A 23372-nucleotide genomic window follows, 5' to 3' on the forward strand; every position below is an offset into this window, starting at 1 on the left:
CCACGGCCTTGGCTCCACTAAACGGCCTCCTCCGTACGATGATTGGCTCTGACCTGCTTGCGCCAGGCGGCGGGTGTGGAGCCATAGTGCTTTTTAAACTGTCTTATGAAATGGGTGACGTCGCCCCAACCCACGCTGACGGCGATTTTCTCCACTGATTCCCCCGTGTGCGCCAGCTTCAGGCTGGCCGCCTGCAATTTGTTGCGGGTAATCCACTCTCCGACAGAAAAGCCCGTAGACTTCTTGACCGCCGCGGCGACATGAGCCGGCGTGCGATGCACTGCAGTGGCGACATCCTGCAGCGATATCTTCTCCAGACAGTGGCTTTGAATATACTCCAGCGCCCGCGTTGTCAGGCTGTCCGTAAGTGGCGCCGCGCTTGGCGCATCTGTCCGCATGGCGCGATTAACTTCCGATAAGATAAGGAGCAACAGGCAGCGCGTGACAATGCTGGTTTCAGGCGTGTTGCGCTGACACTCCTCGCGCAGATCTGCAAACAGTGACAACAAACGTTCCCGCCGCGCGGGTTCTACGGTGATCATCGGAGGCATGCCCGAGCGGACCCGTTTGAAAGGGGACATTAAGGGGTGGGTTTCATCGATATCCAGGCAACCGGCGCAGAAACCCAGCCACCAGGCTTCCAGGTTGTTCGCGGACAGTAAGCGGTGAGGCATGCCGGCAGGAACCAGGGTGACGACTCCCGCGCCCAGCGTGATGTCATCGCCGTGCCTGATGCGCGCGCTGCCATCCAGAATCAGGGATAACACGTGTTCGGCGTGGGACGCCTCTTCACTGTGTTCGTTAAAGCTCATAACGCCGTGCTCGACGGCGATAGGTTGTGTTGCGTGCATGGGACGAATATAGCCGATTTATGTTTTTCCAGCGTAGTTCATCCAGCAACAAATCTAAATATCAGCCGATTTATTCCCATATTACGCTCTGCGTAGAGGCGCTTGCTGGGTTTAACATCATTCGTGTGTTCAACCAAGGGATAAGCGAATATGTCGGAGAGCAATCATCATCAACCTGAATGGGATGAGGCGGTCACGCGTTGGTATTGTGAAAACTACAGTGAGTGGCCAAGCAACGAGTTTGTGGTGGAGGCGGCGGACCTAAAGCCGGACAGCTGCGCGTTGGATATTGGGTGCGGTGGCGGACAGGCTTTGCGGTTGGCCTCCGCGGTGGTGACGCAGGGGCGTCTGGTGGGCGTGGAACCCACTCCGTTGATGCTGCAATTCGCCAAAGAACATAAGGATCACTCCGCATCGATTGAGTATCTGGCGGGCGCGGCGGAATCCCTCCCGTTGGCGAACGCCTCCATAGATATCGCCTGGGCGGTGAATACATTGCATCATTGGCGCGATATACCGGCGGGGCTGGCGGAGGCTGCGCGTGTCATTCGTCCAGGTGGGCAGTTGATCCTTGCAGAGGATGCAGACGTGACGGACCGCTCCGCTCTGAGTGAGGAAGCGCTGCAAAACGCCCTGAAGCAGGCGGGATTTACGGACTTTCGAACTGTCCCCACTCAGCGTGGAGACGTGCTTTGTTACCTCTACCAATGTCGCAGGGGACGGGGCTGAACGCCTTTCAGGCCGGGCTTTTGGCGATAATGGCGGCTGTCGGGCGGTTTACACTGTTTCACCATTATCTCCTTTACTAATAGGGATTATGGGCCACAATTATGATAATCGCGTTCAAGCATTTCGCCCGGGGAGGGCGTGTACGTGAATCCGCTCGGAAGCCTGTTGTTTGTGAGGTAAACACCGGTGACACGTTGGTATCTGGAATGTTATTCAGGCCAGGGTAATCAATTAAAGCGTCTACCGGTCAGGGAGTTTCCGTTTGTTGTCGGTCGCAGTGACAACGTCAGTTTCACCATAGACGCCACTGACGTATCCCGGCAGCACGCAGAGTTCCATCAAGAGGAAGGGCAGCTGTTCGTCCGCGATTTGTCCTCCACCAACGGTACTTTCGTCAATCACTGTCGCATCAATCAAGTTACCCCGGTTTGTAGTGGGGACGTTATCCATTTCGCCCACATCGAGGCGCGTGTGGTGGATGAAGAAGATCGTCCGCCCACGCCCACGGAGTCGACCTATTCCACCATGGTGATGCAAGGCGATCTATCGCAGCGCATCCCCTTGGGCGCCAGAGACTTGAAGGAATTGATCGCTCAAACCTTGGTGAACGCTGTGTTTCAACCCATCGTCAACATTAAAGGCAAAGCGGTCGCCTACGAGCTGCTGGGAAGAGGCGCGCACCCGAATCTGCTACCCAGTCCGGGGCCGTTGTTCAACATTGCCGAGAGTGTTGATATGGCGGTGGAACTCAGCGAGTTGTTCCGTGTGATCGGCATTAAAGACGCCGCCGAACATAAACTGAAGTTGCCGTTGTTTGTGAATACGCATCCGCAAGAGTTGTTGGATGGCCCGCGTTTGCTGGCCACGTTGGAGCACGTGCGCAAGACCCATCCCAATGTGGAGCTGGTGCTAGAGATTCATGAGCAGGCGGTGACTAATTTTATGGTGATTCAGGCCCTTGCCAAAGAAATACGCACGATGGGAATTGGCTTGGCCTATGACGATTTTGGCGCCGGCCAGGCGCGTCTGGTGGAATTGGCGGAAGCCCCGCCGGATGTCGTGAAGTTTGATATCGCGCTGATTCGCAATATTCACAAATCACCGCAGCGTCAGGAGCTGTTGGAGCTGTTGGTGTCCATGGTGCACAAGATGGGAGTGAAGGCGCTGGCGGAAGGCGTCGGCTCCAAAGAAGAGGCCGTGGTATGCCAGCGCATGAATTTCGATCTTATCCAGGGCTTCGCCTTCGGTTACCCCATGCCCATCACTGAGTGGCTGAATAAGTAGTCACTGCTTCGCCTTCTCGTTGATTGTCCTGCGTATCGTTCGTGGTTTTGACCTGTCTACCGGAACCTTCAAACAGGCGATACAGAACCGGCACCACAAATAACGTCAGCAATGTTGAAGTGGCGAGGCCGCCAATAATTGTCCAGCCCATGGGCGCCCACATTGATGATCCGGTGAGAGTCAGGGGAAGCAATCCTCCAATCGTGGTTAGCGACGTTAATAAGATTGGAATCAAGCGGGTTCGGGCGGATTGCGTCATCGCCTCGCTGACATCCGCGCCTTCCGCGCGAATCTGGTTGGCGTAATCCACCAGAATAATAGAATTATTGACGACTATGCCTACCAGTGAGGTGAGTCCTACGAAGGCGGTGAACGAGAAGGTATTGCCCGTTAAGTAGAGGCCCAGAATCGCCCCGATAATGGCGAAGGGCAGGGCGGCGAAAATGATCAACGGCTGCGAGAAAGAGCGGAACTGCATCACCAGTACGGCGAAGATGCCGATGATCGCCACCAGCAAAGCCTTCGCCATGCCGCCGAATGACTCCTTGCGGTTTTCCTGCTCGCCGCCCACGGTATAGTGCACGCCTTGTGGCCAGGAGTAGGCGTCCAGTTTGTCTACAATCGCGTTGGTGACGGCCTCGGTCTGATACCCAGATTTGACGTCTGCGGTCACCATCGCCATACGCTCCAGGTTATAGTGCTGAAACTTGGGAACGGCGGTCTCCAGCTCAACATCTGCGACCTGAGTAAGTGGCGTCAGCACGCCTTCCGCATTGGCGACCATCATGCGCTGAAACTGGTCCAGCTCCGGCTCTGCGCGCTCTCGGGCGGTGACGATAATCGAGTAGTCTTCCCCTTCGTCATCCCGTAACGAACCAACATTCAGCCCCACCAGACCGCCACGCACGGTGCGGTCGATGGCGTCCAGACTGACATGATGAAACGCCGCTTTGTCACGGTTGATGTTGACGCGAAGATCCACCTTATGGCGACTGATAGGGGCGTCTACGTTAATGGCCCCGTCCGTGTTGGCGATGATATCGCTGACATCCTGAGCCGCCTGCCGCAGACGCTCTACATTGTCTCCGGTGACGCGGATGGTGATGGGCGCCTGCACGGGCGGACCTTGATGAAACTCCTTAAAGCGCACCTGGGCGTCAGCGAATGTCTTGTAGTTTTCTCGCTGCTCGCTCACCCATTGTTCTATCTCCTGGTAAGGACGTGGCGCCAGCTGCACCAGCAGTTGCGCGTAATTGGGCTGCTGTTTGCTGTCCATGGTGTTGTAGTAAACCCGCGGGTTGCTCTTGCCGATATTCGTCGCGACCGCGGTGACTCCGGGCTGCGCCATCAGGTTTTGCTCCACTTCCTGCGCCGCTTTGCGGGTGGATTCAAAAGTGGAGCCCTCTGGCGTTTCTACGTTCACCAGAATCATGGATTTCTCCGCTTTTGGAAACAGACTCACTCCCACATGACCGAACAGAGACATGGCTCCCGCCAGAAACAGCACGGAAACCAGCAGCACCAGCCATGGCCGGCGCAGACTCCATGCCAGACCGCGAGCGTAGGGGCCGTCTGCGAAGTTTGTCAGTGAACGCAATAACCACCCCGGCGCGGAGGACGTTACGCCGCTTTTGAGAAAGCGACTGGCCAGAAGCGGCGTGATGGTCAGGGCGATCAGCAGCGAGGCGGCCAGGGTCAGGATGACAGTGACCGGCATTGAACGAATAAAGGTGCCGGAACCGCTCTGCAGTAACAGGATTGGCAGGAACGCCAGCACGGTGGTGACGGTGCCGCTGACCACCGCCCAGCCGACTTGTGAAGTCCCTTTAATGGCGGCGTTTTCCCGACTGTCGCCCTGACGCAGGTAGCGTTCGACGTTTTCCGTGACAACGATGGCGTTGTCCACCAGCAAGCCGAGAGCGATCACCAACCCGACTATGGACATTTGCTGTAATCCAAAGCCGGTCAGGTCCAGCCATCCCAATCCGATGAGGATGGAAAAAGGGATCGCCAGTACGATAACGAAAGCGGCGCGCGCGCCCAGAGACGTCAGTACTACGACGGCGACCAACAACAGGCCCTGCCAAAGGTTTTCGAAGAAGCCGTCGACCCGCTCGTTGACGCTCTCGCTCTGATCATGGGCGAGATGCGTCTGGAAGGTCTCCGGCAGCTCTGCCGAGAAGGCGTTGAGCGTGGTTTTCACTCCCGCCATGACATCGAAGATATTGCTGCCTTTGCGTTGAACCACGGTGATGAAGACGGCGGGCTCGCCTTGATAGCGAGCGCTGTAGGTTGGCGTGCCGTCTTGCAGGCGGATATCCGCCAAGTCGCCGATATAGACCGCATGACCGTCGCGCGTGCGGACGACGGTGCGGGCGAGTGTTGCAATGTCTTTATAATCGCCGCTGGTGCGAACGTTGAAACGGCGGTCGTCGCCGTTGACGTATCCCCCGGGCAGATTTTGCGCCGCTCTGCGCACCACTTCCGCCAGTTCGTCCAGTGACACGCCATGACGTCGCAGCAATACCCAGTCCGCTTTCACCTGCACTTCCAGATTCGCCAGCCCTTTTACATCAACGCGTTTGACCCCCGGGACTCTCTCCAGGCGAGTTTCCAAACGCTCCGCGTAGTATTTGAACTCTTTGGTGGATGCGGAGCTGGAAACCAGAGCGATCTGCAGAATATTGACATCCGCCGGAGACAGTTTCTCCGTGTTCAGGCGAGCAAGATCCGGGGGCAGCTCGCTGCGAATGCTTTGGATGGCGCCGACGACATCCTCAAACTTATCTTCCGGGTCGCTGCCGTACAGAAACTCCGTGCGCACCAGCACCAGACCGTCTTCGATCTCCGTGTAAACCGACTTCAGATCCTCCAGTTCGTTGATGGCGTCTTCAATGGGATCGACCACCAAGCGCTCCATGTCCACGGGCGTCGCGCCAGGATACAGAACGGTGGTGAGAGTGGTGGGGAAGTCGAATTGTGGATCTTCCGAGCGCGGCATGGTGAGAAAGGAAACCAGGCCGAGGCCGAGCAAAAGTAATACGGCGACCCAGGCGAAGGCGTGATTGCGAATCGCTAATTCCGGCAGGCGCATGGCGGGATACTCCGGTTAGATAAGTCAGGGATTGGAAGCCAGCGCGACAGGCGTCGCCAGCATGCCTTCCACCAGACCGGTGGCGCCGCGAGTCACCAGCGTTTCTCCCGCCTTCAGACCATGAGCCACAGCGACCTGGGACGCGGAAAAGTCACGCAATACGATACGGCGGCGGTGAGCGCGATTATTGGCGTCCAGTACGAAAACCTCCGCATTTTTACCGCCGGCGCTGATGATGGCGCTGAGCGGTATCATCACCAATTGCTCCTCCGCTTTGGGCGATAGAGTCACGCGCGCGACCATACCTGATAACAGGCGCGCCTCATGGGGATGCAGACGCACTTCCACTTCGAAAACGCCGCTGCCAGGACTGGCTTTCGCTGCGGTTTCGTAAACGTCCCCAGTCAGGGCCTGACCCGGGTAAGCGTCTAAGCGCACTTCCGCGTTATCTCCCTCTCTTAGACGGACGATTTCTTTGTCGCTGACGCCAACACGAATAACCCACCCCGCATTTTCCTGGGCGAAAACGAATGCGGGGCGCTGCGCGCTCACCAGTTCGTTGGGCTCAATCAGGCGACGCAGCACGACGCCATCGCTGGGGGCGAGGATTTCAGAATGCTTGAAATTGAATTGGGCGACTTTGAGACGGGCGCTCGCCACCCGTAAGGCGGTTTCGGCGGATTGCACCTGCTCCAGCGGGGCGACCTTGCTGCCGTAAAGCTTATTGAATCGCTCCAGATTGCGGCGGGCGTCGTCACGGTAAGCCTCCGCCTGCGCCACTTCCGCGGCGATTTCCTCTCTGTCGAGGATGGCGATTAGCTCCCCGGCGCGCACTCTCTGACCCTCTTTCACGGTGATTCTCGCCACGATCCCTGGCGTTTTAAAGGACAGCGTTTGTTCCGATTGATTGGCGAGGACGCCGCTGGTTTCTATGGGGAGGGTATAGGTTTCCAGACGAACGGTTTCCGTATGCACAACAGGCTCGTCTGCGGCGGCCACAGGCGCAACGCCATAGATCAGCGTCGCCAGAGAGAAGGTCACGGCATGGTAAAGGGGGCGCATGGAGGTGATCCTTGTTTATGTTTTATGTGTAAACATTTTAGGTTTGCAAAATATTCAGTGTCAACATTTGAATGGATGAAGGAGTGATATCTGAATCAGGAGTGTTGTTTTTTTAACGAAGGTATCGAATCGCGATACTTGGAGGCGGCCATTCAGCACCCATTCAGATATAGATTCAAAAATAGCGGGGGCGACAGCAGAGTGAGCGGGACATCGGAACACAGAGAGACAACTCATGACAGTTGAACAAATACAGAGTAACTCCAAAGGTTGGTTGTTTTACGTGAAGTCTTCTTTCGTCATTGCGCTGGCTGCGGTGGCCGCCGGCATCTTTTTCATGCCGGTGGATTTGCTTATCAAAGGTTATTTCAGCATCAGTACGCTGTTTCTCATCAGCTCGACTATCACGCTGTCTAAAACCATGCGCGATGAACATGAATCCCATCGCCTTATCCACAAGATCAATGAAGCCAGAACCAACCAAATGCTGCGGGATTACGCCGAGTAACCGGATGCAAGCAGACCGCAACCCGTCCGCCAGGGACGACTTATGAATCACGAGGTGCTTTATATGTTTTACATGCAAAAAATGATGACCGCCGTACGCGGCGCCACGCGTGAGAGCGCCGAGCGGGTGGTGGACGCCAACGCTATCCGCATCTTCGAACAGGAAATCTATGAGTGCGAATGCGCTATGGGACAGGCCAAACACGATCTGGCCCGGGTCATGGCGGAAAAAATGCGACTGGAGCGCGGCATCGCCCGTCGCGCCAGATATCTGGCGGAAAAGGAAACGCAAGCTGGTCAGGCGCTGGAAAAGGGATTGGAGGAATTGGCTCATGATCTCGCCACCGTGATCGCGGATCAGGAAAAAACACTTGCGGATGAGCGCAAAGCAGCGGAAAAGCTGGGAGAGCATGAGAGAAAGTTGCGCCTGAGTCTGCAATCCGCAGCCCAGAGCATTCAGAATTATCGACGTGAGCTGCGCATGGTGCAGGCCACGCAAAGCACGCAACAGGCGACGGCTTCCTTGACCGTTCGAGCCAATTCCATGGGGTCGCGCATCAGTGATATGCAGGATTCCCTGCAACGAATCAGGGACCGTCAGGAGCGCTTTGACGATATGAAACGCGCCATGGAGCAGCTGGATGAAGGGCTGAATGACGATGGTCTGGAGGATAAGTTGCGGAAAGCGGGTATTGGCCCGAGAACTGAGGCGGACGCAGTGCTGGATCGCATTCGTAAAAAATCAGCCTGACAGTTCGCTACATAAACCGTAATGAACCGCGCATTTGCGCGGTTTTTTGCGTTAAAACTTGGAAAGTTAATCAATTGCCCTTAATTTCCCGTATATGATTGCCTGACCTTTAATGAAGGCTGAGACAACGGCTTTACGATTGTACGGACCATGACCCACGCGTATTACCACCCCCGGGAGCAGTACCTCAAGGTAAACTCCATTCAGATTTGTTACGAAGAACTGGGCGATCCTGATGGCGAGCCGATGTTGCTCATCATGGGACTCGCCTGTCAGATGACGGCTTGGCCGCCCGAGTTTCTGGAGCCCCTGGTTGAAGCGGGCTATCGTTTGATCCGGCTCGATAACCGGGATATCGGCCATTCCTCAGAAATAGAGTGTCCCCATCGGGTTCCGGTGCCGGTGGACTTTGTGCGCTCCAAGTTGGGGCTGCCGGTCACGGCTTCCTATACCCTTTACGACATGGCGGATGACGCCATTGCGTTGCTCGATGCATTGAAGGTTGAGCGCGCACACCTGGTGGGCGTTTCCATGGGAGGAATGATTTCGCAGATTGTCGCGGCGCGGCAGCCGCAGCGGATCAAGTCTCTGACTTTGATGATGACTTCCAACAATAGCCCCAAACAACCCATGCCTGATCTCGGCACGTTATGGCGCATCAACGGCGGCGGCGTGCGCGGACACCATCAGGAAGCCGCGCTGAGACGAGGCGTTGCGTTCTGGGAAACGGTGCAAAGTCCGTCCTTCCCAACGCCTAAAGAACGCATTCTGCAGCGCATCGCCAGGGATTATCAACGTAGCTATCGCCCCAAGGGCATTGTTCGGCAGATGCGGGCGATACTCGCCACCGGCAGCCTGGAAAAGCTGGCGCGAAGCATCACCATGCCTACGCTGATTTTACATGGTTCAGCGGACCCCTTGATGAAACCCAAGAATGGGCAGATGCTGAAGCAAAGCATCGCCCACGCCAGGTTAGAGATGATTCCCGGCTGGGGGCATGATCTGCCGCTGCCTTTATTGCCGAAACTGGCGCAAAAAGTCATCGAACATGCGCGATCTGTCGGTTAAATCCAGCCTTTCTTGCGCAGATAGACGATTTCCAGCACCAGCAGGAGTCCCAGCAGGGCGGAGAACATCCAGAACGCATTGCCATCCTCCACGCCTGGCATGCCGCCGATATTGATGCCGAACAAGCCGGTCAGCAAGCCCAGAGGCAGTGACACTGCGGCGACAATGGAGAGCAGATACAGGTGGCGGTTCAGGCGGTCGTTCATGGCCGCCGCCAGTTCGTCTTTGATGACCTGGGAGCGCTCGCGGATGGCGTCCAGATCCTCCACGTAGCGGGTCAGCCAGTCCATCACCTCCGTCAGCCTGCGCTTGTCGTTGGCGCTAATCCAGTGCAGTTCCGAGGTTTGCAGTCGGGCGATCACATCCCGCTGCGGCGAGATATAGCGCCGGAATACAATCGCCCGTTTGCGGGTCGAAATGATGGACTCGCGAATGGACTCGTCCTGAGACACCAACACCCGGTCTTCCAGATCGTCGGTGGTTTCGTTCAGTGTGGTGACGGCGCTTTGCATGTGATCATAAAGCTCTACGCACATCTCAGTGAGCCACTCGCCGGCGCCGCAGGGACCCATGTTCTGCTCCAGCTTTTCGATAATGTCCGCCGTCGCCTTCAGCTGTCGCCGTCCGGCGCTGATGACGCCGTATTCGGTGATCCAGGCCCGTAGCGACACCATGTCTTCCGGTTCCGCCCCCTGGTTCATGTTGACGCCGCGAAGAATGATCAACACCCCTTCATTCAGCTCCATCATCCGAGGTCGGGTTTCGTCGGCCATCAGCGCTTCGGCGATGAGCCAGTCCAGGCCGAGTTCATTTTCCAACAGATTAAGCGCTCCGGGATGCAGCACATTGATGTGCAACCAGGTCAGGCGGGATTTGTCCTGCGCCGCCTGGGCGGCTTCTTCTACGGGGATGGGCGTTGCGCTGCCGCCGCCGTCCAGTTGAAACGCGTGAATAATAGGCTGGGAGTCAGTCACCGTCTCTTCCTTCCGTTAAGGTTGATCGGGAATACGTTGATCGGATTAAGCAAGTCGCCGGATTAAACATCAACTTTTAGCGGGCGCCTAGAGCCGGGAACGCTTTTGGCTAAGACTAGATGCAGTCGCCAGCAGGCGCAATCGGCCAAGATGCCTGCGTCTTTTCACCGGGCCGTTCACCAAAGGCTGAAGTTGAGCGTGTGCGGGCGATGACAAACCTGCTCGTTGCACGTCTGAAAATGCAGAGCCAGACGCACCGGCGACCGTGTGGAGCGACGTAAAGTCAGTTCGATGCGACAGTGATCGTCATAGACCTCTAAGGCGTTGCTTTCATTGGGGTCTGTCCATACGCTGGCAGGAGGGTAACGTATGTCCAGCAGGTCGTGATCAGTGTGCGACAGCAACTCTACTTGTGTGCGGCGACCATCGGGAGCGGGACAATTGTGGCTTTGAATGCGCCAGCCTTCGCTCATGTGTATATCCAGTTGTACTTCCAGCAAGTGATCCTCCTTGTATTCCTTCACCGCCACGGTGGCCCACATCTGGCCGGACGCGGCGTATTGCAGATTGACCGGGTTCGGCGTCAGCCATTCGTTCAGGCCTTTCAGAAACACCGGCGCAGACAAAGGATGACGGTTGATTTGCCCGGTGAAAGCGGCGATCTGGTTTTCCGCCATGCGTTGTACATTGAGGTCGCCAGTGCGCAGACGCAGCGCCGCCAGCACTGACGCTAACTGCGAATTGCCGCTGACCGTGGCGTTGTCGCCGCAATGCTTGCTGCGCACCAGCAGTGGACCTTGCGCATTCTTGGGGGTGATGAAAAATCCACCCTGTTCTGCGTCCAGAAACTGCTCTTCCAATGTGGTCGCCAAGGCTTCCATTCGCTCCAGCCAAAGGTGGTCATGGGTGTAGTCGTACAACTGCAGCAGTCCTTCCATGTAATGCACGTAGTCTTCCAGCAGAGCGTCGTCGCTGGGCAGATTGTCCAGGCTGATGCGATGAAACAGGCCGTCTTCCCCACGCTGGCTGCGCCATAATTGGTTTGCTGCGGCGACAGCGGCGTCTCCGTAAGCGCTGATGCCGGTGATGGCGGCGGTTTCAGCCAGTGCGGCGATCATCATGCCGTTCCATTCCGTTATCACTTTGTCATCACGTAAAGGTGGAATGCGCTGGCTTCTGGCCTGTAGCAGGGTGGCTTTCAGTTCCGCCAGTTGCTGCACTAACTCTTCGTAAGTCAGGTTCAGCGCCGCAGCGCTTTCCTGTAAAGAGCAGTGCAGATGCAGAATATTGGCGCCTTCAAAATTGCCTTTACGGGTGACGCCATAGACCTGTTCCGCCAGAGCGAGGCCCGGTGTGTCGAGAAGCTGGCTCAGTTCCTGATAGTTCCATACGAAATATTTGCCTTCTTCGCCTTCGCTGTCTGCATCCGTGGCGGAATAAAATACGCCTTCGGGAGAACGCATTTCTCTAAGAGCGTAATCCAGGGTTTCCCGGCATACCCTCAAATACTCAGGATTTTGACTCAAGTTGTAGGCGCGGGCGTAGCAGCGCGCTAACTGCGCCTGGTTGTAGAGCATTTTTTCAAAGTGAGGAACCTGCCAGCGTTGATCCACTGCGTAACGATGAAAGCCGCCGCCAGCCTGATCGTAAACGCCGCCGGCGAGCAGTGCGTCCAGTGTGCTTTTTACTACGCTCCAGGCGGGCTGTCGGTCTAGCGGTCGGGAATCGCGCTCAATGTTATCGAGCAGAAACAGAAGGTTGGGTTCCTGGGGAAACTTGGGTTCGCTGCCGAAGCCGCCCCATTCGCGATCGCTATAGCCAATCAGCTTCTCCACCGCCGTTTCGATCAGGTTTTCCGCCAGAGCTTCCGAGATTGGCTTTGGCCTGAGGTAAACGCTGACGGCGTCCGACAGTCGACGCCCCTGTTCCAGCAAGTTCTCCTGCTGTTCCACCCACAATTCATGCACTCTTTGCAGGAGGCTGATAAAACGGGGGCGGGGGAAATAGGTTCCGCCGAAGAAAGGCTTTCCTTCCGGGGTGAGAAAGCTCGACATAGGCCAACCGCCATGCCCGGTGATGATTTGCACGGCGGTCATATAAATCTCATCCAGATCGGGCCGCTGTTCCCGGTCCACTTTGATAGGGATGAAGTAGCGGTTGAGCGTTTGCGCCACGTCTTCATTATCGAAGCTCTCTTCCTCCATGACATGGCACCAATGGCAGGTGCTGTAACCGATAGAGAGAAAAATCGGTTTGTTCTCCGCTCTGGCCAGGGCGAAGGTATCATCGTTCCAGGCGCGCCAGTTCACGGGATTATGGGCGTGCTGCAGCAGGTAGGGCGAGCCTTCCAGTATCAGGTGATTGGTATAGACGGGAATTCCGTCTCGATGCCGGTAACGGGTGCGCACAGCGTAACTGCCTTGTTTGCCGGCCCGGGCGAGTTGCAGCGGATCACTGGCGGACATAGGTCTTTCCTTTGTGGCGATGAGTGCTTACAGCCCTGCACTAATGAACATAATGCATATCTTCCGTTTCATGCAAAATAATCCCTGATCTTTCCCCGATTTTTGAGCGTAAAAGCTGGTGCGGAGGGCGACGTTTCGCCTGTCGGGAGGCTATGGGGGGAGGCATGATCGCCGGGGAAAGTGAAAAATACGTGCGCATAAGCGCCATTCTGGGCGCCGCGCCGCTGCTGGTTCTGGGCGTGGCCTGCATTCTCGGCGGCGAGGAGGGCCCGCTGCTGCGGTCTATGTTCGACTACTACAGCATGGCGTTGTTGGCGTTCATGGCCGGCGGCGTCTGGTTGATCGGATTGCGGGGAGAAGGGCCGGCTACGCCATCGCGGTTATTGTGGGCCAGTATTGTCTGTCTGATTCTGGCCTGGATGGCGCCGGGTCTGCCGCCCGGCCTGCGCTCATTGACGCTAGCGGCGGCGTTCCTGTTCTTTTACGGACTGGATCGATTCGTTCTGGAAGACTACTGGCGCGCGGATTATCAGCAGATGCGCTGTCACCTGACCTTGTGCGCCGCGATCATGCAGGCGCTGGTCATGCTTGCCTGATCAATGATTCAGAATATCGATGATTTCCCGGGTGGACTTGATAATTTTGATGATCTTGTCCTCTACGTAGACCGTTTCGACGCCATCGTCGTCGGGGTAAATCACGCCGTGGTCGTAAACAGTCTGATCCAGAATATCGCCCTTATGCAGCTTCTTTTGCCAGCCCGGAGGCAGCTGGCCGCCCCGGTCGACTTTTTTCTGTAATCCCGGCGGCAGATCGTGCTTTTTGTCATCCTTGGCGTATGCGTTGAAAGAAAGAGTGAAAATAGAAATCAACAAAAGAATTTTGCGCATGGAGCTTACCTCGGGTCGGCGCCGTGAAAAAGAGTTGTGTCCGGGCGACGCTTCAGTATAGCGGGCCCTGGCGGAATTAGGCCAGGGCGCTGCGCAGGATGGAGCTATTGCAGGGCGGAAATTTGCAGCATCGGCCAGATGCGGTGCCAGCGCTTGCCGTATACGCGGGAGACGAAGATATCTTCCGCGTAACGCACGTCGGGATTCGGTCGCACTTGCATGGACCAGTTCTCCAACAGGCCGAACTTGGCGGTGAACTTGAACTTGTCCAGATGCTCCAGTCTTACGCCCACGCAGGTCGGTACTTCAACCCAGTGAGAGATGGCGTCGGCGGTGTCCTGATAGGGGGCATGTTGGTGATGCAGGTGCATCCTGGCTTGGTTTTTCACTTCCCATTTCACGCCGGGGACCATTTTTCTGAGTTTGGCTTCGATTTCCTTATCGCGTTCTTCGGAGGTGTCGTCGGAGTCGAAATACACCAGATCAACATCATTCAGCGGGGTGGCCTGGGCAAGCTTGTGCAGGTGGTCCCAGATGGCGTTGCGCAGAAATCCTGCTGCAAGATACCAGTCCTTCAGGCCCAGCGATCTGGCGGCGGCCAGACAACGCATACGCAGTAAATCTTTTTTCAGCAGTACAATAGTGTCTTGTTCCATATGACAAACTCCATTCCTGTTTATTGTTTGATATCGGGGCGTTCGCGAGAACGCGTTCTGCGAATTGTCTCTCCAGATGGCCCCCGGCGTCCGTGAAAGTTTCGCACAGCAGCGTGAGAAATTATCCATTGGGAACCATTGCAATCTCCGCAACCGCTTTAAAGCGCCCGTCGAGCGTCCGCCAACACCCGATTGATCTCCTCCACCACAAAGTCCGGGTGGGATAGCGGAAGATAACGGCGGGCGTTGGCGATCACCCTGAATCGCGCTTGCGGCATATGCCGCAGCCACTCGCGGTGGCTTTCAATCCATTGCCTGCGGTCGCGGTGAGTCGGTTCCGGCGTTTGCGCCGAAGTCTCTGGCGGATTGTCGCCCACAAGGATACTGGTTGGCGCGTTATTGAGAAAGGGGATGGATTGCCCCCTTTTCGTTGCGCCCTGAATGTCATGGCTTTCTGTTTTGTCTGCGGCTTTTGCGTCGTCGTAACCGTCCACGAACACCTGTCCGACGACTTCATTGGGATACTTATGCGCGAAGTAACGGATATGGGCGGCGCCGGCGCAATGACCGACCAGGATGTAGGGAGGTTTGATATCGGCGACCTGCAGCAGTTTACGCAGGTCGGCGACCATGTTTTCGGCGCTTTTGGGGGAGAGGCTGGGGTCGTTGTCCTGCAGGTCGGCGCGGTCGTAGGAAAGTGTGCGGGTGAAAAGACTGATCAGGGGCTGCACGCGCTCCCAATCATCGATGCCTCCGCCCAGGTCAGATTCGAAAATAACTGTGGCGTTGCCCGAACCCTCCGCCAGATAACGCAGGCTGACGTCACCAATATCCGCATAGTCATAGGATCGTTCCATCTAAGTTCCCTTTATCCTATCGAGTAGTCTTTTTTCATTTTTTTGACGTGACGCACTATCCTGACTACGCGTCATCCAGGCCGTTGAGGGCGACGGCGCCGGTGATCTCCAGCGTACGCCTAGGCATAACGGCCATAACGATCCGACTTGTCCTGGTCGGTCGCGAAAAGCAAATATAATCAACGGGATGCACTAAAACAAGAGCGCCTGCGCAAGCGTTGACTTTACTGTGCCGAAGGGCGCTTCTGCACGATTTTCAGCGGGCGGATTATCCAAGTGTTAAGCCTTTTCTCTCCCTCGCTAGGCGCATTGCTCTACACCCTTTAACCGAGTGTTTTCCCTAAAGACAATCGCTATGGTAGCTCCGTGGATCAACGCCACGTAGAAACTATCTCATAGCCAGTCGTGTTCCTGGTGGCGAAGGCGGTGAGATAGTTTTTTCATCTCTCTCTTTTTCATCCCGCGTAGGGGGCGAACACAGTGAAGTGCTCTAGAATTCTAAAAAGACGTGCGCTTGTAAAGAAAACATCCGCTCACATTCCGGCGTTTTTGGCGTCGGTATTCGCCGCCGGCCTGTCCCTCACCGCCTATTCCATTGCGCCTTCGGATTCAGCGCGTAGTTCCGCTTTTGTATCCAGTTCCAGCGCCGGTGTGGTGGGAACGGCTTGGAGTCAGTCTGATCCTTTTGCCGGCTCCGGTGATTTTGTTGGTTTTCAGCAGTTGTCCGATTGGCGCGGCGCTTTATCTGCGCTGGCCGATAAATCCTGTATTTCCAGTCTGTGGTATGGTCCCGTGCGCGCCAGCGATGCGGACTGTGCGACGGAGCTGAACTGGCTGGGTCGTAACGCCGGTTCCGACAGCAGTAATAACTCCCCGCATATATTTGATTGGGAAAACTTGTAAGTCAGGGTATTCACCGCCAACCCTTTTAATCGTGTTTGTACGACAGAAATAATAACTACAACCTCAACCAAGACGCCCCGCGGAGCGGATAACTCCCCGGGGCGTCGCTTTTTGGCTCAGAAGGGCGTGAAGCGGTAGTAGTCCACTTTCATCTCCGCATTGGCGGCCGGATAGTCCGCCGGACCATAGTCAAACCAGTGCCAGGGCGAATGCCACAGATTCAGCATAAAAATGGCCGGGCGCTGTGGAACCATCGCCGCGTCGCGCATATCCCACAATGTCACCTCTTTGCCGTCCAGCTTGATGTACCAGCGGATGCGATCGGCATGCCAGTCGAAACCGACAGTGTAATAGGTGTCGGCGTGGGGAAAGTCCGCCAGTCCGATATTGGGCAGAGCGCCTGCGGGAACCGTTTCATACGTGCCCTCCATGCCTGCCGGCGTTTCGCGATATGCGCCAGTGGCCATGTCGATGGCGCGGCTCTTCTTGCGGAACTGGTTTTCACTATCGCCGCCGTAGTCGGTCCAGGTGGTCAGCCACAGTATGTTAGGCTCGCCGCACAACAGCTCGATGTCGATTTCCGTATTGTCCGCCAGTCCATTGCCGTTCTTATCCGTGCCGTCATTATCGTAGATGAAAATGCCGTTGACGGCCTCTTCGCCGGGGCTGCAGGAGGCGAATTTCACTCGGGTCTCGTAGCGGCCGTAATGGGTTTTCTGGTTGTAGCCCACTTCGGATGCGTAGTACGGCGATGCATTGTCGCCGCTGTTCAGATCAGGATTGCCTGGGAACAGCAATGACAGCGCGGCGTTATCCCCCGCCGCAGCGTCGGCGGCGCCGAAGTCCACGGCTCCGTTGGGCTGCCGGCGTGAATACCATTGGCCCTGATTGGCGGTGAATTCATCGTTGATCTGCGGAACGCCCGGATCGGGGTCGCCATTGTCGTCGCCGTCGCCATCACCGTTATCGTCACGGGATACCAGACTGATATCCGCGATGTCGTATTCCACACCGCTTTGCAGATGATCCGCCACCAGCGCATGGACTTTGCTGAGATCGGCGAGCTGGAAATCCTTTAGAGGAATCAACACTTCTTGAGCGCCGGGCTCCACCGTTACGGTAACGGCCTGTGAAGCTCCCTGACGGGTGGAGCAGCTATCGTCGCGGGTATGCAGGCTGAGTGAGAGATCGGCGCGCTGAGAGGCGCTCAGGGAGAGCTTGAGGTGTGTATAGGGCGAAGCGTCGAAGCAGGTGTCCGTGGCGAGCACGCTGTACCAGTAGCCGCCGCCTCCGGATATTAACCTGAGTGCGCCGTTGCTGACCTGATCGCTTTGCAGGCTGCCGTCGTCGTCGGTCCAGCCGCCGAGCAGATTCTGGTGCAGGCCTTCGTAGCGGGACGCGTCGCCGAAGGCGTCGATGATCAGGTCATCCACTGGAGCCTCAGGCTCCGCCAGGGTCAACGTCGCTGAATCCTGCTGACCTGGATAGCGGCTATTGCCGTTGAAGTAATCCCCGGCCTGAATGCTGCCCGCTCTGGCGCGAACGAAATAAGCGCCTGGTTCATCAGTCTGAAAGTCGCCGTCGCAACGGAACTGGGCGCGGGAGGCGAGTTCCGGCGTACGGCATTGAAAGCTATGTGCCGGGCTTTCCTGTCCCTGTTTCATGACGTCCACATACAGGGTGAAGATTCCAGTATCGCGTAAGTTGCGCAGCTCTGCGTAGGGATGCAGATTCACGCCGGTTTGCGCCTGTTCCGCATCGAATCCTGCGGCGGCGACGCCGGCGTTGTAAGCCGCGGCGAACGTGGTGGGCGCAAGCAGGGCGCTCGCGCCCAGGGCCAGCGCCCCGATAGTCAGTGTGCGTGTCTTCAAGGCCATCCTCCTGAGTTGCTTTGCGGCGGAGCCAGTGCGCGTGAATGAGCGACCGATCCGGCGTCTTTCCGATAAGTTTTTGAAAGCGCTTTCATTGTAGCCGCGTCTGTCCAGGAGTGGGATTGGCGGATTGAGTTAGGCCATGTGGAATAAGGCGTAGAGTTAGAAGACAGTTAAAAATCAGGCGGGGAGGCGGGGAATAGAAACAAGGCGCTTCAGTGCGCCTTGTGATTATCGATGGCTATTTCAGACGCCGAGCGTCGCGCCACCGTCGATGCACAGATTGTGCATGGTGATGTGACGGGCTTTGTCCGAGGCGAGGAAGGCCACCGCTTCAGCGATGTCTGCCGGGGTGGCGATGCGTTTGAGAGGAATGCCGGTGCGATAGGAGTCCAAAGAACCGTTCAATACGGCCTCCAGCGCCTGGTCGTCTGTCCAGAACTGGCGCTGCATGGCGGTGTCGGTGGAGCCGGGCGAGACAATGTTGCAGCGCACGCCGTATTCCGCCAGCTCCAGTCCCAGACACTTGGTGAAATGGGTCGACGCCGCTTTGGACGCCGCGTAGGCCGCCATTTTGGTGCGGGGTATGGCGGCGGCGTTGGAGCCGACCGTGACGATGGCTCCGCGCCGACGCTCTTTCATCAGGCGGCCGACAGTCCGGCTCAGGAAAAATACGCCATGGGTGTTGACGGCGAAGGTGTCCAGCCAGTCGTCGGACGTCAGTTCCGTGGCGGACGCCAGGCGCAGAATACCGGCCACATTGACCAACACTTCCACTTCGCCCAGGCCGGCTTCGATATCGCCGACCACCGCTTCGATAGCCGCTGCGTCGCTGATGTCCACGACAAAAGGACGCACCTGAAAACCCCGTGCGGTGAGCGCGGAAGTGGTGTCGCGCAGGGCTTTTTCCTGCACGTCGAGAGCGGCGACTTTGGCGCCGCGTTCAGCCAGTGTCGCCACGACGGCGGCGCCAATGCCTTGCGCGGCGCCGGTGACGATGGCGACTTTGCCGGCGAAATCCACGCTGGCGCTCTGTGTAGTGGAATCAGACATAAGATTGCTCCTTGCTGTTGGAGGGAGACAGAGAAGAAAGCGCGCCGCCCACCGCCGGAGTAACCACCGGATTGCCGTCAGGGTCGCTCAGAATGTGCGCGTCGACGTTATAAAGTTCGCGCACCATATCCCGGGTCAGAATTTCGCGGGGCGGACCGCTCGCCACCACCCGGCCTTCGCGCATGGCGGTGAGGGTGTCGGCGTAACGAGCGGCGGCGATGAGGTCATGTAGCACCATCATGATGGTGATGCCTTTGGCGGAAAGGTCGCGCACCAGATTCAGCACTTCAACCTGATGCCCCAGATCGAGCATGCTGATGGGCTCGTCCAGCAGTAAAAGGTTGGTTTCCTGAGCCAGCGCCATGGCCAGCCAGCAACGTTGGCGCTGACCGCCGGAAAGGTGATCCAGAGGCGCGTCCATGAGATCAGCGGTGTCGGTGGCGAGCAGGGCGCGGCGCACGGCGTCTTCGTCGGCGCTGGTCCACTGGCGGAACAAGCCCTGATGGGGATGGCGACCATGTCGCACCAGATCCGCGACGCGGATGCCTTCCGGCGCGGTGGGCGTTTGCGGCAACAGGGCCAATCGGGTCGCCGCCTGTTTTCTGCTGAGCGACCAAACGTCTTCGCCTTCCAGCAGAATGCGGCCGGAATCCGGTCGGTGCAGACGCGCCACGGCGCGTAGCAGGGTGGATTTGCCGCACCCGTTGGGGCCGACGATGATCATTAATTCTCCCGGCCGGGCTTGCAGGCTGACCTCTTTCACCGTTGGCGCCGCGTCGGTTTTACCGCCGCGCCCGTTCGCGTAACTGAGGGAAACGTTCTGAATAGCGAGTCTTGGCTCGGACATCAATCAATTACCTTGCCTGGATTGGGGTTGAAACAGGATGACAGCCAGCAGGAACGGCCCGCCCATCATGGTGGCGATGACGCCCATGGGCGTCTCCACGTCGCTGTAAATGCGCCCAATGGTGTCCGCCACGATCACGAACAGGGCCCCCAGCAAGGTGGAGCGCAACACTGGCGTTTGATCCGGGCGCGCCAGAAAGCTGGCGGTCACCGGCGCCATCAGCGCTATGAAGTTGATAGGGCCGGATACAGTCACTGACAGTGCGGTCAGCACCGCCACGGTCAATACGACGGCGATCTTCAGACGCTCGGGATTCAAACCCAGGGAAGCCGCGGTGTCTTCGCCGAACTGCAATAAGGTCAGTTGTCGCGCCAGCACTACCGCAACCGGCAGCAACAGGCAGAGACCGAAAAACGCGGGAGCGGCGATGGCGTAATCTCTGCCCAGCAGCGTGCCGATGCTCCAGGTGTACATGGCGCTGGCTTCATGCAGAGGCAGGTAGGTCACCAGCACTTCCGTCATGGCGCGCAGCAGGTAGGTCAGTCCCAGACCAATCACCAGAATACGGTAACCGTTGGAGCCGAAGCGGCCGCTGAAGGCCAACACGCCCAACAGCGTGGCGGAGGCGCCGATAATCGCCGCCCACCAAGTGTCCAATACGCTTCCCGCTCCCGCCAACATAGCGATTACCACCGCCAACGTGGCGCCCTGATGTACGCCGAGGATGTCAGGGGTCGCCAGACGGTTGCGTGCTAGCCCTTGCAACAGACAGCCAGCGGCGCCCAGACAAGCGCCTACCACCAGCCCGGCGGCGATGCGGGGCAGACGGATCTGCATGGTCAGCAGCTGGTGGGCGGGACTGCCTTCTCCCAATATGGCCTGCCACACTTGGGACAGGGACAGGTGCGTGGAGCCTAGCATCAGGGACGCGCAAACCGCCAACAGTATCACCAGCAGGATAAGCAGAGCGCTTATCAAGTCATGCAGGTTGAAGGTCATGGAAAGGGAGCCGATTCGGACCACCCGGCTACCGGCCGGGAGGAAGGATGCGGCGTCAGGAAGCCCGAGAGATGGGGCGGCCTGCTCGACAGAGGGCGACATACGGCTCATCGCGGATACCTCCAGACCTAACTGAACATGCGATTGGAATGGACGATGCGAATAATGATCGGGACGCCGATAAAGGCGACCACGGCGCTGACCGGGGCTTCGAAAGGACGATTGATCACCCGCGCCAGTATGTCCGTGGACAGCAGCAGAAACGCGCCGGCGACGGCGGAATACAGCAACTGGTTGCGCAGATGGTGTCCGGCCAGCGCCCGGGCGATATAGGCGGCGATCAGTCCCAGCAGAACGATGGGGCCGGCCAGGGCCACCGCTGCGGCGCTCAGCAGTGTGATGCTGAGGGACAACAGTGCGCGAATCAGATTCGGGTTGTGCCCCAGCGCTTTGGCGGAGTCATCCCCCAACGTCAGTGCGGAAAGCGGCCGCGTGAGCGCCGCCGCCAGGGCCAGCGCCGCCAGTACCGCTGGAGCGATCTGGCCGACCGCCTCCATGGTGATGCCGGACAAGGAGCCCAGAATCCAGTAACGGTATTGATCAAAGGCGGCGATGTGGTCATGCAACAGCAGGGAAGTAAATCCCTGGAACGCGGCGTTGATGGCCACGCCCGCCAGCACCAGACGCAATGGCGTCATGCTGGCCGCGCCCACTTGAGCCGCCAGCATGACGGCGCCATTGCCGACCAAGGCGCCGGAAATGGCCCAGATCAGCATGGAATAGGAACTGCTGGCGTGAAAGAAACTGATGCCGATCACCACGCCCAGCGCGGCACCGGCGTTGATGCCCAGCAGGCCGGGTTCGGCCAGAGGATTGCGGGTGACGTTCTGCAGCAGACTGCCGGCGACGCCCAGCGCCACGCCGATAATGACGCCGGCGAGGGTGCGGGGCAGACGCAATTCCGTCATCACCATGTTGACGTAGGCGTCGGCGTTGTCCGCTGGAGACAGCAGATAGGAGAGACTGTGGGCGGCGTCCAGTTGCCCGGACCCCACCAACATGGAAGTTAATACGACGCCGAACAGCGCCAGCATCAACATGGCGACGGACGCCCAGTTACGACGGCTGACAGCCGGGCGATGCGCCTGCGACATCAATGCTCCTTTAACCTCGACTACCCTTGTTTGCCCAGCATGGCCTGTTCAATGTCGTCCAGCGCCGCCATGGCGGCCAGAGGCCCGCCGACGCTGGTCCACAAGGAGCCGTCGATCAACACCAGATGTCCTTTGTTGACGCCGGACAGCTGTTTGAAGGCGGCGTTGTCGCGAATCTCCGCAAAGGTATCCGCCGCGTCGCCCACCGGGCTGAGGGTGCCGACGAAGATCCAGTCGCCGTCGATTTCATGCAGGGCTTCCAGGCTCAAGGGCGCGGAGTGAATGCCGCTTTCCTGTTGCGCGGAAGGCCGGGACAGGCCGACATCCGCAATGACCTGGCTGATGAATACGTCACGCAGCATATAAGTGGGGCCTTTGGGGCTCCAGCGCACTACGCTGACGGACACTTTTTCCGGGTTTCCCAGGTTTTCGCGGATTTTCGCCGCTTTTTCATCGTATTTGGCCAGGAAATTCTCTGCTTCGCTCTCTTTGCTCAGTGCGACGGCGATGCGTTTGAACATATCGCGCCAGTTTTCCGAAGACGCGGAGGTGATCACGGTGGGAGCAATCTGCTGGAGCTGGGAAATCAGCTTCTCGTCCTGAATGGTGCCGGTCAGAATCAGATCCGGCTGCGCGGCGATCACTTTGTCGATGCTGGGCTGCGCCAAGCGTCCAATGGACTCGATGTCGAGGCTGAGATCCTTCAAGTAGTTGGGCGGCGTCTGCTGGCCGCGGCCGTCAGTCACTCCCACCGGCTTCATGCCCAACGCCAGCATGGCGTCCATATCAAACTCGCCCAGGGCCAGTACGCGCTTGGGCTCCACCGGCACGCTGACGCGGCGGCCGGCGGCGTCGGTAATATCTTTGGTGGCGGTAGCGGCTGCGGAGATGGGTTGTTCCGCGGGCGCTGCGGACGCCGTTTGCGCCGTCTCGGGCGTTGCATCCGGTTTCTGCATAGCCAGCGCAGTGAAGCCCAGGGCCAGTGCGGCGCTGATAGCCAGTAGTGCGAATTTCTTGGTCGGGGAGGAGTTGTTATCTGCCATAGTCACCTGCTTCCAGCATGCTGTCGCAATCAGGGTGGATTCCTTCGGCAAGAATAAGGACGGTCTACGCAACTGTGGCGCGGCCTGGGAAACGAAAGGGGGTTTATCATCTCCGGCGAAAATTTAACCGGACTCTTGCCGTTATCGGAGCACACTCTACGATAGAATGAAATGCTTGTAAAATGATAATCATTATCGTTTGTGTTCAAATAATCAACACCTTTCTTATTTGCACGCCTATACGCATGATGCAGGCGGATCAAATTGAAAGCGCGATAGCGGGAGACAGGTGGTGGGGGCGAGGTGTTAGGGGG

Annotated in this window: 21 protein-coding genes; 7 read left to right on the forward strand and 14 right to left on the reverse strand. The window is 57.8% G+C overall.

Annotation, left to right across the window (positions count from 1 at the left end; translation table 11 throughout):
* Positions 1-17: 17 nt before the first annotated feature.
* Complete coding sequence (locus KP814_RS07260; protein ID WP_216736125.1) at positions 18-851, reverse strand: AraC family transcriptional regulator; 834 nt, start codon at positions 849-851, stop codon at positions 18-20.
* A 150-nt stretch (positions 852-1001) separates the two neighbouring features.
* Between KP814_RS07260 and KP814_RS07265 the strand changes: the two genes are divergently transcribed.
* Together KP814_RS07265 and KP814_RS07270 are read left to right on the forward strand one after the other, a co-directional pair.
* Positions 1002-1580: a class I SAM-dependent methyltransferase gene (locus KP814_RS07265; protein WP_216736126.1), complete on the forward strand. Its 579-nt coding sequence runs from the start codon at positions 1002-1004 to the stop codon at positions 1578-1580.
* 186 nt (positions 1581-1766) lie between these two features.
* Positions 1767-2864, forward strand: coding sequence for an EAL domain-containing protein (locus KP814_RS07270; RefSeq protein ID WP_216736127.1), 1098 nt, complete (start codon positions 1767-1769; stop codon positions 2862-2864).
* On the opposite strand, the gene KP814_RS07275 is transcribed toward KP814_RS07270, so the two are convergent.
* Both KP814_RS07275 and KP814_RS07280 read right to left on the reverse strand, forming a co-directional pair.
* Positions 2842-5958 (reverse strand): efflux RND transporter permease subunit, encoded by a 3117-nt coding sequence (locus tag KP814_RS07275; RefSeq protein ID WP_216736128.1) that lies wholly within the window; start codon positions 5956-5958, stop codon positions 2842-2844. The two genes, KP814_RS07270 and KP814_RS07275, sit on opposite strands and share 23 nt — an antisense overlap.
* A 24-nt stretch (positions 5959-5982) precedes the next feature.
* Positions 5983-7020: an efflux RND transporter periplasmic adaptor subunit gene (locus tag KP814_RS07280; protein ID WP_216736129.1), complete on the reverse strand. Its 1038-nt coding sequence runs from the start codon at positions 7018-7020 to the stop codon at positions 5983-5985.
* Between the two features lie 235 nt (positions 7021-7255).
* Between KP814_RS07280 and KP814_RS07285 the strand changes: the two genes are divergently transcribed.
* The 3 genes from KP814_RS07285 (at position 7256) to KP814_RS07295 (ending at position 9346) form a co-directional block, all read left to right on the forward strand.
* Positions 7256-7528, forward strand: a complete 273-nt coding sequence (locus tag KP814_RS07285; RefSeq protein ID WP_216736130.1) for a YiaA/YiaB family inner membrane protein — start codon at positions 7256-7258, stop codon at positions 7526-7528.
* 63 nt (positions 7529-7591) lie between these two features.
* The gene (locus KP814_RS07290) at positions 7592-8278 is read left to right on the forward strand and encodes a PspA/IM30 family protein (protein WP_253938222.1); all 687 of its coding nucleotides are present in this window, start codon (positions 7592-7594) and stop codon (positions 8276-8278) included.
* 150 nt (positions 8279-8428) lie between these two features.
* The gene (locus KP814_RS07295) at positions 8429-9346 is read left to right on the forward strand and encodes an alpha/beta fold hydrolase (RefSeq protein WP_216736132.1); all 918 of its coding nucleotides are present in this window, start codon (positions 8429-8431) and stop codon (positions 9344-9346) included.
* Here the strand turns inward: KP814_RS07295 and KP814_RS07300 are convergent.
* Together KP814_RS07300 and KP814_RS07305 are read right to left on the reverse strand one after the other, a co-directional pair.
* Positions 9343-10320, reverse strand: coding sequence for a zinc transporter ZntB (locus tag KP814_RS07300; protein ID WP_216736133.1), 978 nt, complete (start codon positions 10318-10320; stop codon positions 9343-9345). The two genes, KP814_RS07295 and KP814_RS07300, sit on opposite strands and share 4 nt — an antisense overlap.
* A 176-nt stretch (positions 10321-10496) precedes the next feature.
* Positions 10497-12785 (reverse strand): DUF255 domain-containing protein, encoded by a 2289-nt coding sequence (locus tag KP814_RS07305; protein WP_216736134.1) that lies wholly within the window; start codon positions 12783-12785, stop codon positions 10497-10499.
* A 164-nt stretch (positions 12786-12949) separates the two neighbouring features.
* On the opposite strand from KP814_RS07305, the gene KP814_RS07310 reads away from it, so the two are divergent.
* The gene (locus tag KP814_RS07310; protein WP_216736135.1) at positions 12950-13381 is read left to right on the forward strand and encodes a DUF3429 domain-containing protein; all 432 of its coding nucleotides are present in this window, start codon (positions 12950-12952) and stop codon (positions 13379-13381) included.
* Here KP814_RS07310 and KP814_RS07315 read toward each other — a convergent pair whose 3' ends face one another.
* From KP814_RS07315 to KP814_RS07325, 3 genes are all read right to left on the reverse strand, one after another.
* Positions 13382-13675 carry a hypothetical protein gene (locus KP814_RS07315; protein WP_216736136.1) on the reverse strand — a complete coding sequence of 98 codons (294 nt, stop codon included), beginning with the start codon at positions 13673-13675 and terminating at the stop codon, positions 13382-13384.
* Between the two features lie 104 nt (positions 13676-13779).
* Entirely contained in the window at positions 13780-14331 is a 552-nt protein-coding gene (locus KP814_RS07320; RefSeq protein WP_216736137.1) for a nucleotidyltransferase family protein, read from the reverse strand.
* A 158-nt stretch (positions 14332-14489) separates the two neighbouring features.
* A complete protein-coding gene (locus KP814_RS07325) occupies positions 14490-15188 on the reverse strand; it encodes an alpha/beta fold hydrolase (protein ID WP_216736138.1) in 699 nt (232 codons plus the stop codon).
* A 480-nt stretch (positions 15189-15668) separates the two neighbouring features.
* Between KP814_RS07325 and KP814_RS07330 the strand changes: the two genes are divergently transcribed.
* Positions 15669-16091: a hypothetical protein gene (locus KP814_RS07330; protein WP_216736139.1), complete on the forward strand. Its 423-nt coding sequence runs from the start codon at positions 15669-15671 to the stop codon at positions 16089-16091.
* Positions 16092-16207: 116 nt separating this feature from the next.
* Here the strand turns inward: KP814_RS07330 and KP814_RS07335 are convergent, their stop codons facing one another.
* The 6 genes from KP814_RS07335 to KP814_RS07360 all read right to left on the reverse strand — a co-directional run bounded on the left by KP814_RS07335 (position 16208) and on the right by KP814_RS07360 (position 23058).
* Positions 16208-17962, reverse strand: coding sequence for a glycoside hydrolase family 16 protein (locus KP814_RS07335; protein ID WP_216736140.1), 1755 nt, complete (start codon positions 17960-17962; stop codon positions 16208-16210).
* Between the two features lie 246 nt (positions 17963-18208).
* Positions 18209-19015 (reverse strand): 2,3-dihydro-2,3-dihydroxybenzoate dehydrogenase, encoded by an 807-nt coding sequence (locus tag KP814_RS07340; protein ID WP_216736141.1) that lies wholly within the window; start codon positions 19013-19015, stop codon positions 18209-18211.
* Positions 19008-19862 carry an ABC transporter ATP-binding protein gene (locus KP814_RS07345; protein ID WP_216736142.1) on the reverse strand — a complete coding sequence of 285 codons (855 nt, stop codon included), beginning with the start codon at positions 19860-19862 and terminating at the stop codon, positions 19008-19010. The genes KP814_RS07340 and KP814_RS07345 overlap by 8 nt, the downstream gene beginning before the upstream one ends.
* 3 nt (positions 19863-19865) lie before the next feature.
* On the reverse strand, positions 19866-20972 hold the full coding sequence (locus KP814_RS07350; protein WP_216736143.1) for an iron chelate uptake ABC transporter family permease subunit: 1107 nt from the start codon (positions 20970-20972) through the stop codon (positions 19866-19868).
* A 17-nt stretch (positions 20973-20989) separates the two neighbouring features.
* Positions 20990-22015 carry an iron ABC transporter permease gene (locus KP814_RS07355; protein ID WP_216736144.1) on the reverse strand — a complete coding sequence of 342 codons (1026 nt, stop codon included), beginning with the start codon at positions 22013-22015 and terminating at the stop codon, positions 20990-20992.
* A gap of 20 nt (positions 22016-22035) precedes the next feature.
* On the reverse strand, positions 22036-23058 hold the full coding sequence (locus tag KP814_RS07360) for an iron-siderophore ABC transporter substrate-binding protein (protein ID WP_216736145.1): 1023 nt from the start codon (positions 23056-23058) through the stop codon (positions 22036-22038).
* Between the last annotated feature and the right edge of the window lie 314 nt (positions 23059-23372).

This window comes from Hahella sp. HN01 (assembly GCF_018986435.1).
Lineage (GTDB): Bacteria > Pseudomonadota > Gammaproteobacteria > Pseudomonadales > Oleiphilaceae > Hahella.

What these genes read in the sequence shown, in the direction of transcription:
- KP814_RS07260 (WP_216736125.1), bottom strand. Translation starts at nt 851, where the DNA reads ATGCACGCAACACAACCTATCGCCGTCGAGCACGGCGTTATGAGCTTT.
- KP814_RS07265 (WP_216736126.1), top strand. Translation starts at nt 1,002, where the DNA reads ATGTCGGAGAGCAATCATCATCAACCTGAATGGGATGAGGCGGTCACG.
- KP814_RS07275 (WP_216736128.1), bottom strand. Translation starts at nt 5,958, where the DNA reads ATGCGCCTGCCGGAATTAGCGATTCGCAATCACGCCTTCGCCTGGGTC.
- KP814_RS07280 (WP_216736129.1), bottom strand. Translation starts at nt 7,020, where the DNA reads ATGCGCCCCCTTTACCATGCCGTGACCTTCTCTCTGGCGACGCTGATC.
- KP814_RS07285 (WP_216736130.1), top strand. Translation starts at nt 7,256, where the DNA reads ATGACAGTTGAACAAATACAGAGTAACTCCAAAGGTTGGTTGTTTTAC.
- KP814_RS07290 (WP_253938222.1), top strand. Translation starts at nt 7,592, where the DNA reads ATGTTTTACATGCAAAAAATGATGACCGCCGTACGCGGCGCCACGCGT.
- KP814_RS07295 (WP_216736132.1), top strand. Translation starts at nt 8,429, where the DNA reads ATGACCCACGCGTATTACCACCCCCGGGAGCAGTACCTCAAGGTAAAC.
- KP814_RS07305 (WP_216736134.1), bottom strand. Translation starts at nt 12,785, where the DNA reads ATGTCCGCCAGTGATCCGCTGCAACTCGCCCGGGCCGGCAAACAAGGC.
- KP814_RS07310 (WP_216736135.1), top strand. Translation starts at nt 12,950, where the DNA reads ATGATCGCCGGGGAAAGTGAAAAATACGTGCGCATAAGCGCCATTCTG.
- KP814_RS07315 (WP_216736136.1), bottom strand. Translation starts at nt 13,675, where the DNA reads ATGCGCAAAATTCTTTTGTTGATTTCTATTTTCACTCTTTCTTTCAAC.
- KP814_RS07320 (WP_216736137.1), bottom strand. Translation starts at nt 14,331, where the DNA reads ATGGAACAAGACACTATTGTACTGCTGAAAAAAGATTTACTGCGTATG.
- KP814_RS07325 (WP_216736138.1), bottom strand. Translation starts at nt 15,188, where the DNA reads ATGGAACGATCCTATGACTATGCGGATATTGGTGACGTCAGCCTGCGT.
- KP814_RS07340 (WP_216736141.1), bottom strand. Translation starts at nt 19,015, where the DNA reads ATGTCTGATTCCACTACACAGAGCGCCAGCGTGGATTTCGCCGGCAAA.
- KP814_RS07345 (WP_216736142.1), bottom strand. Translation starts at nt 19,862, where the DNA reads ATGTCCGAGCCAAGACTCGCTATTCAGAACGTTTCCCTCAGTTACGCG.
- KP814_RS07350 (WP_216736143.1), bottom strand. Translation starts at nt 20,972, where the DNA reads ATGAGCCGTATGTCGCCCTCTGTCGAGCAGGCCGCCCCATCTCTCGGG.
- KP814_RS07355 (WP_216736144.1), bottom strand. Translation starts at nt 22,015, where the DNA reads ATGTCGCAGGCGCATCGCCCGGCTGTCAGCCGTCGTAACTGGGCGTCC.
- KP814_RS07360 (WP_216736145.1), bottom strand. Translation starts at nt 23,058, where the DNA reads ATGGCAGATAACAACTCCTCCCCGACCAAGAAATTCGCACTACTGGCT.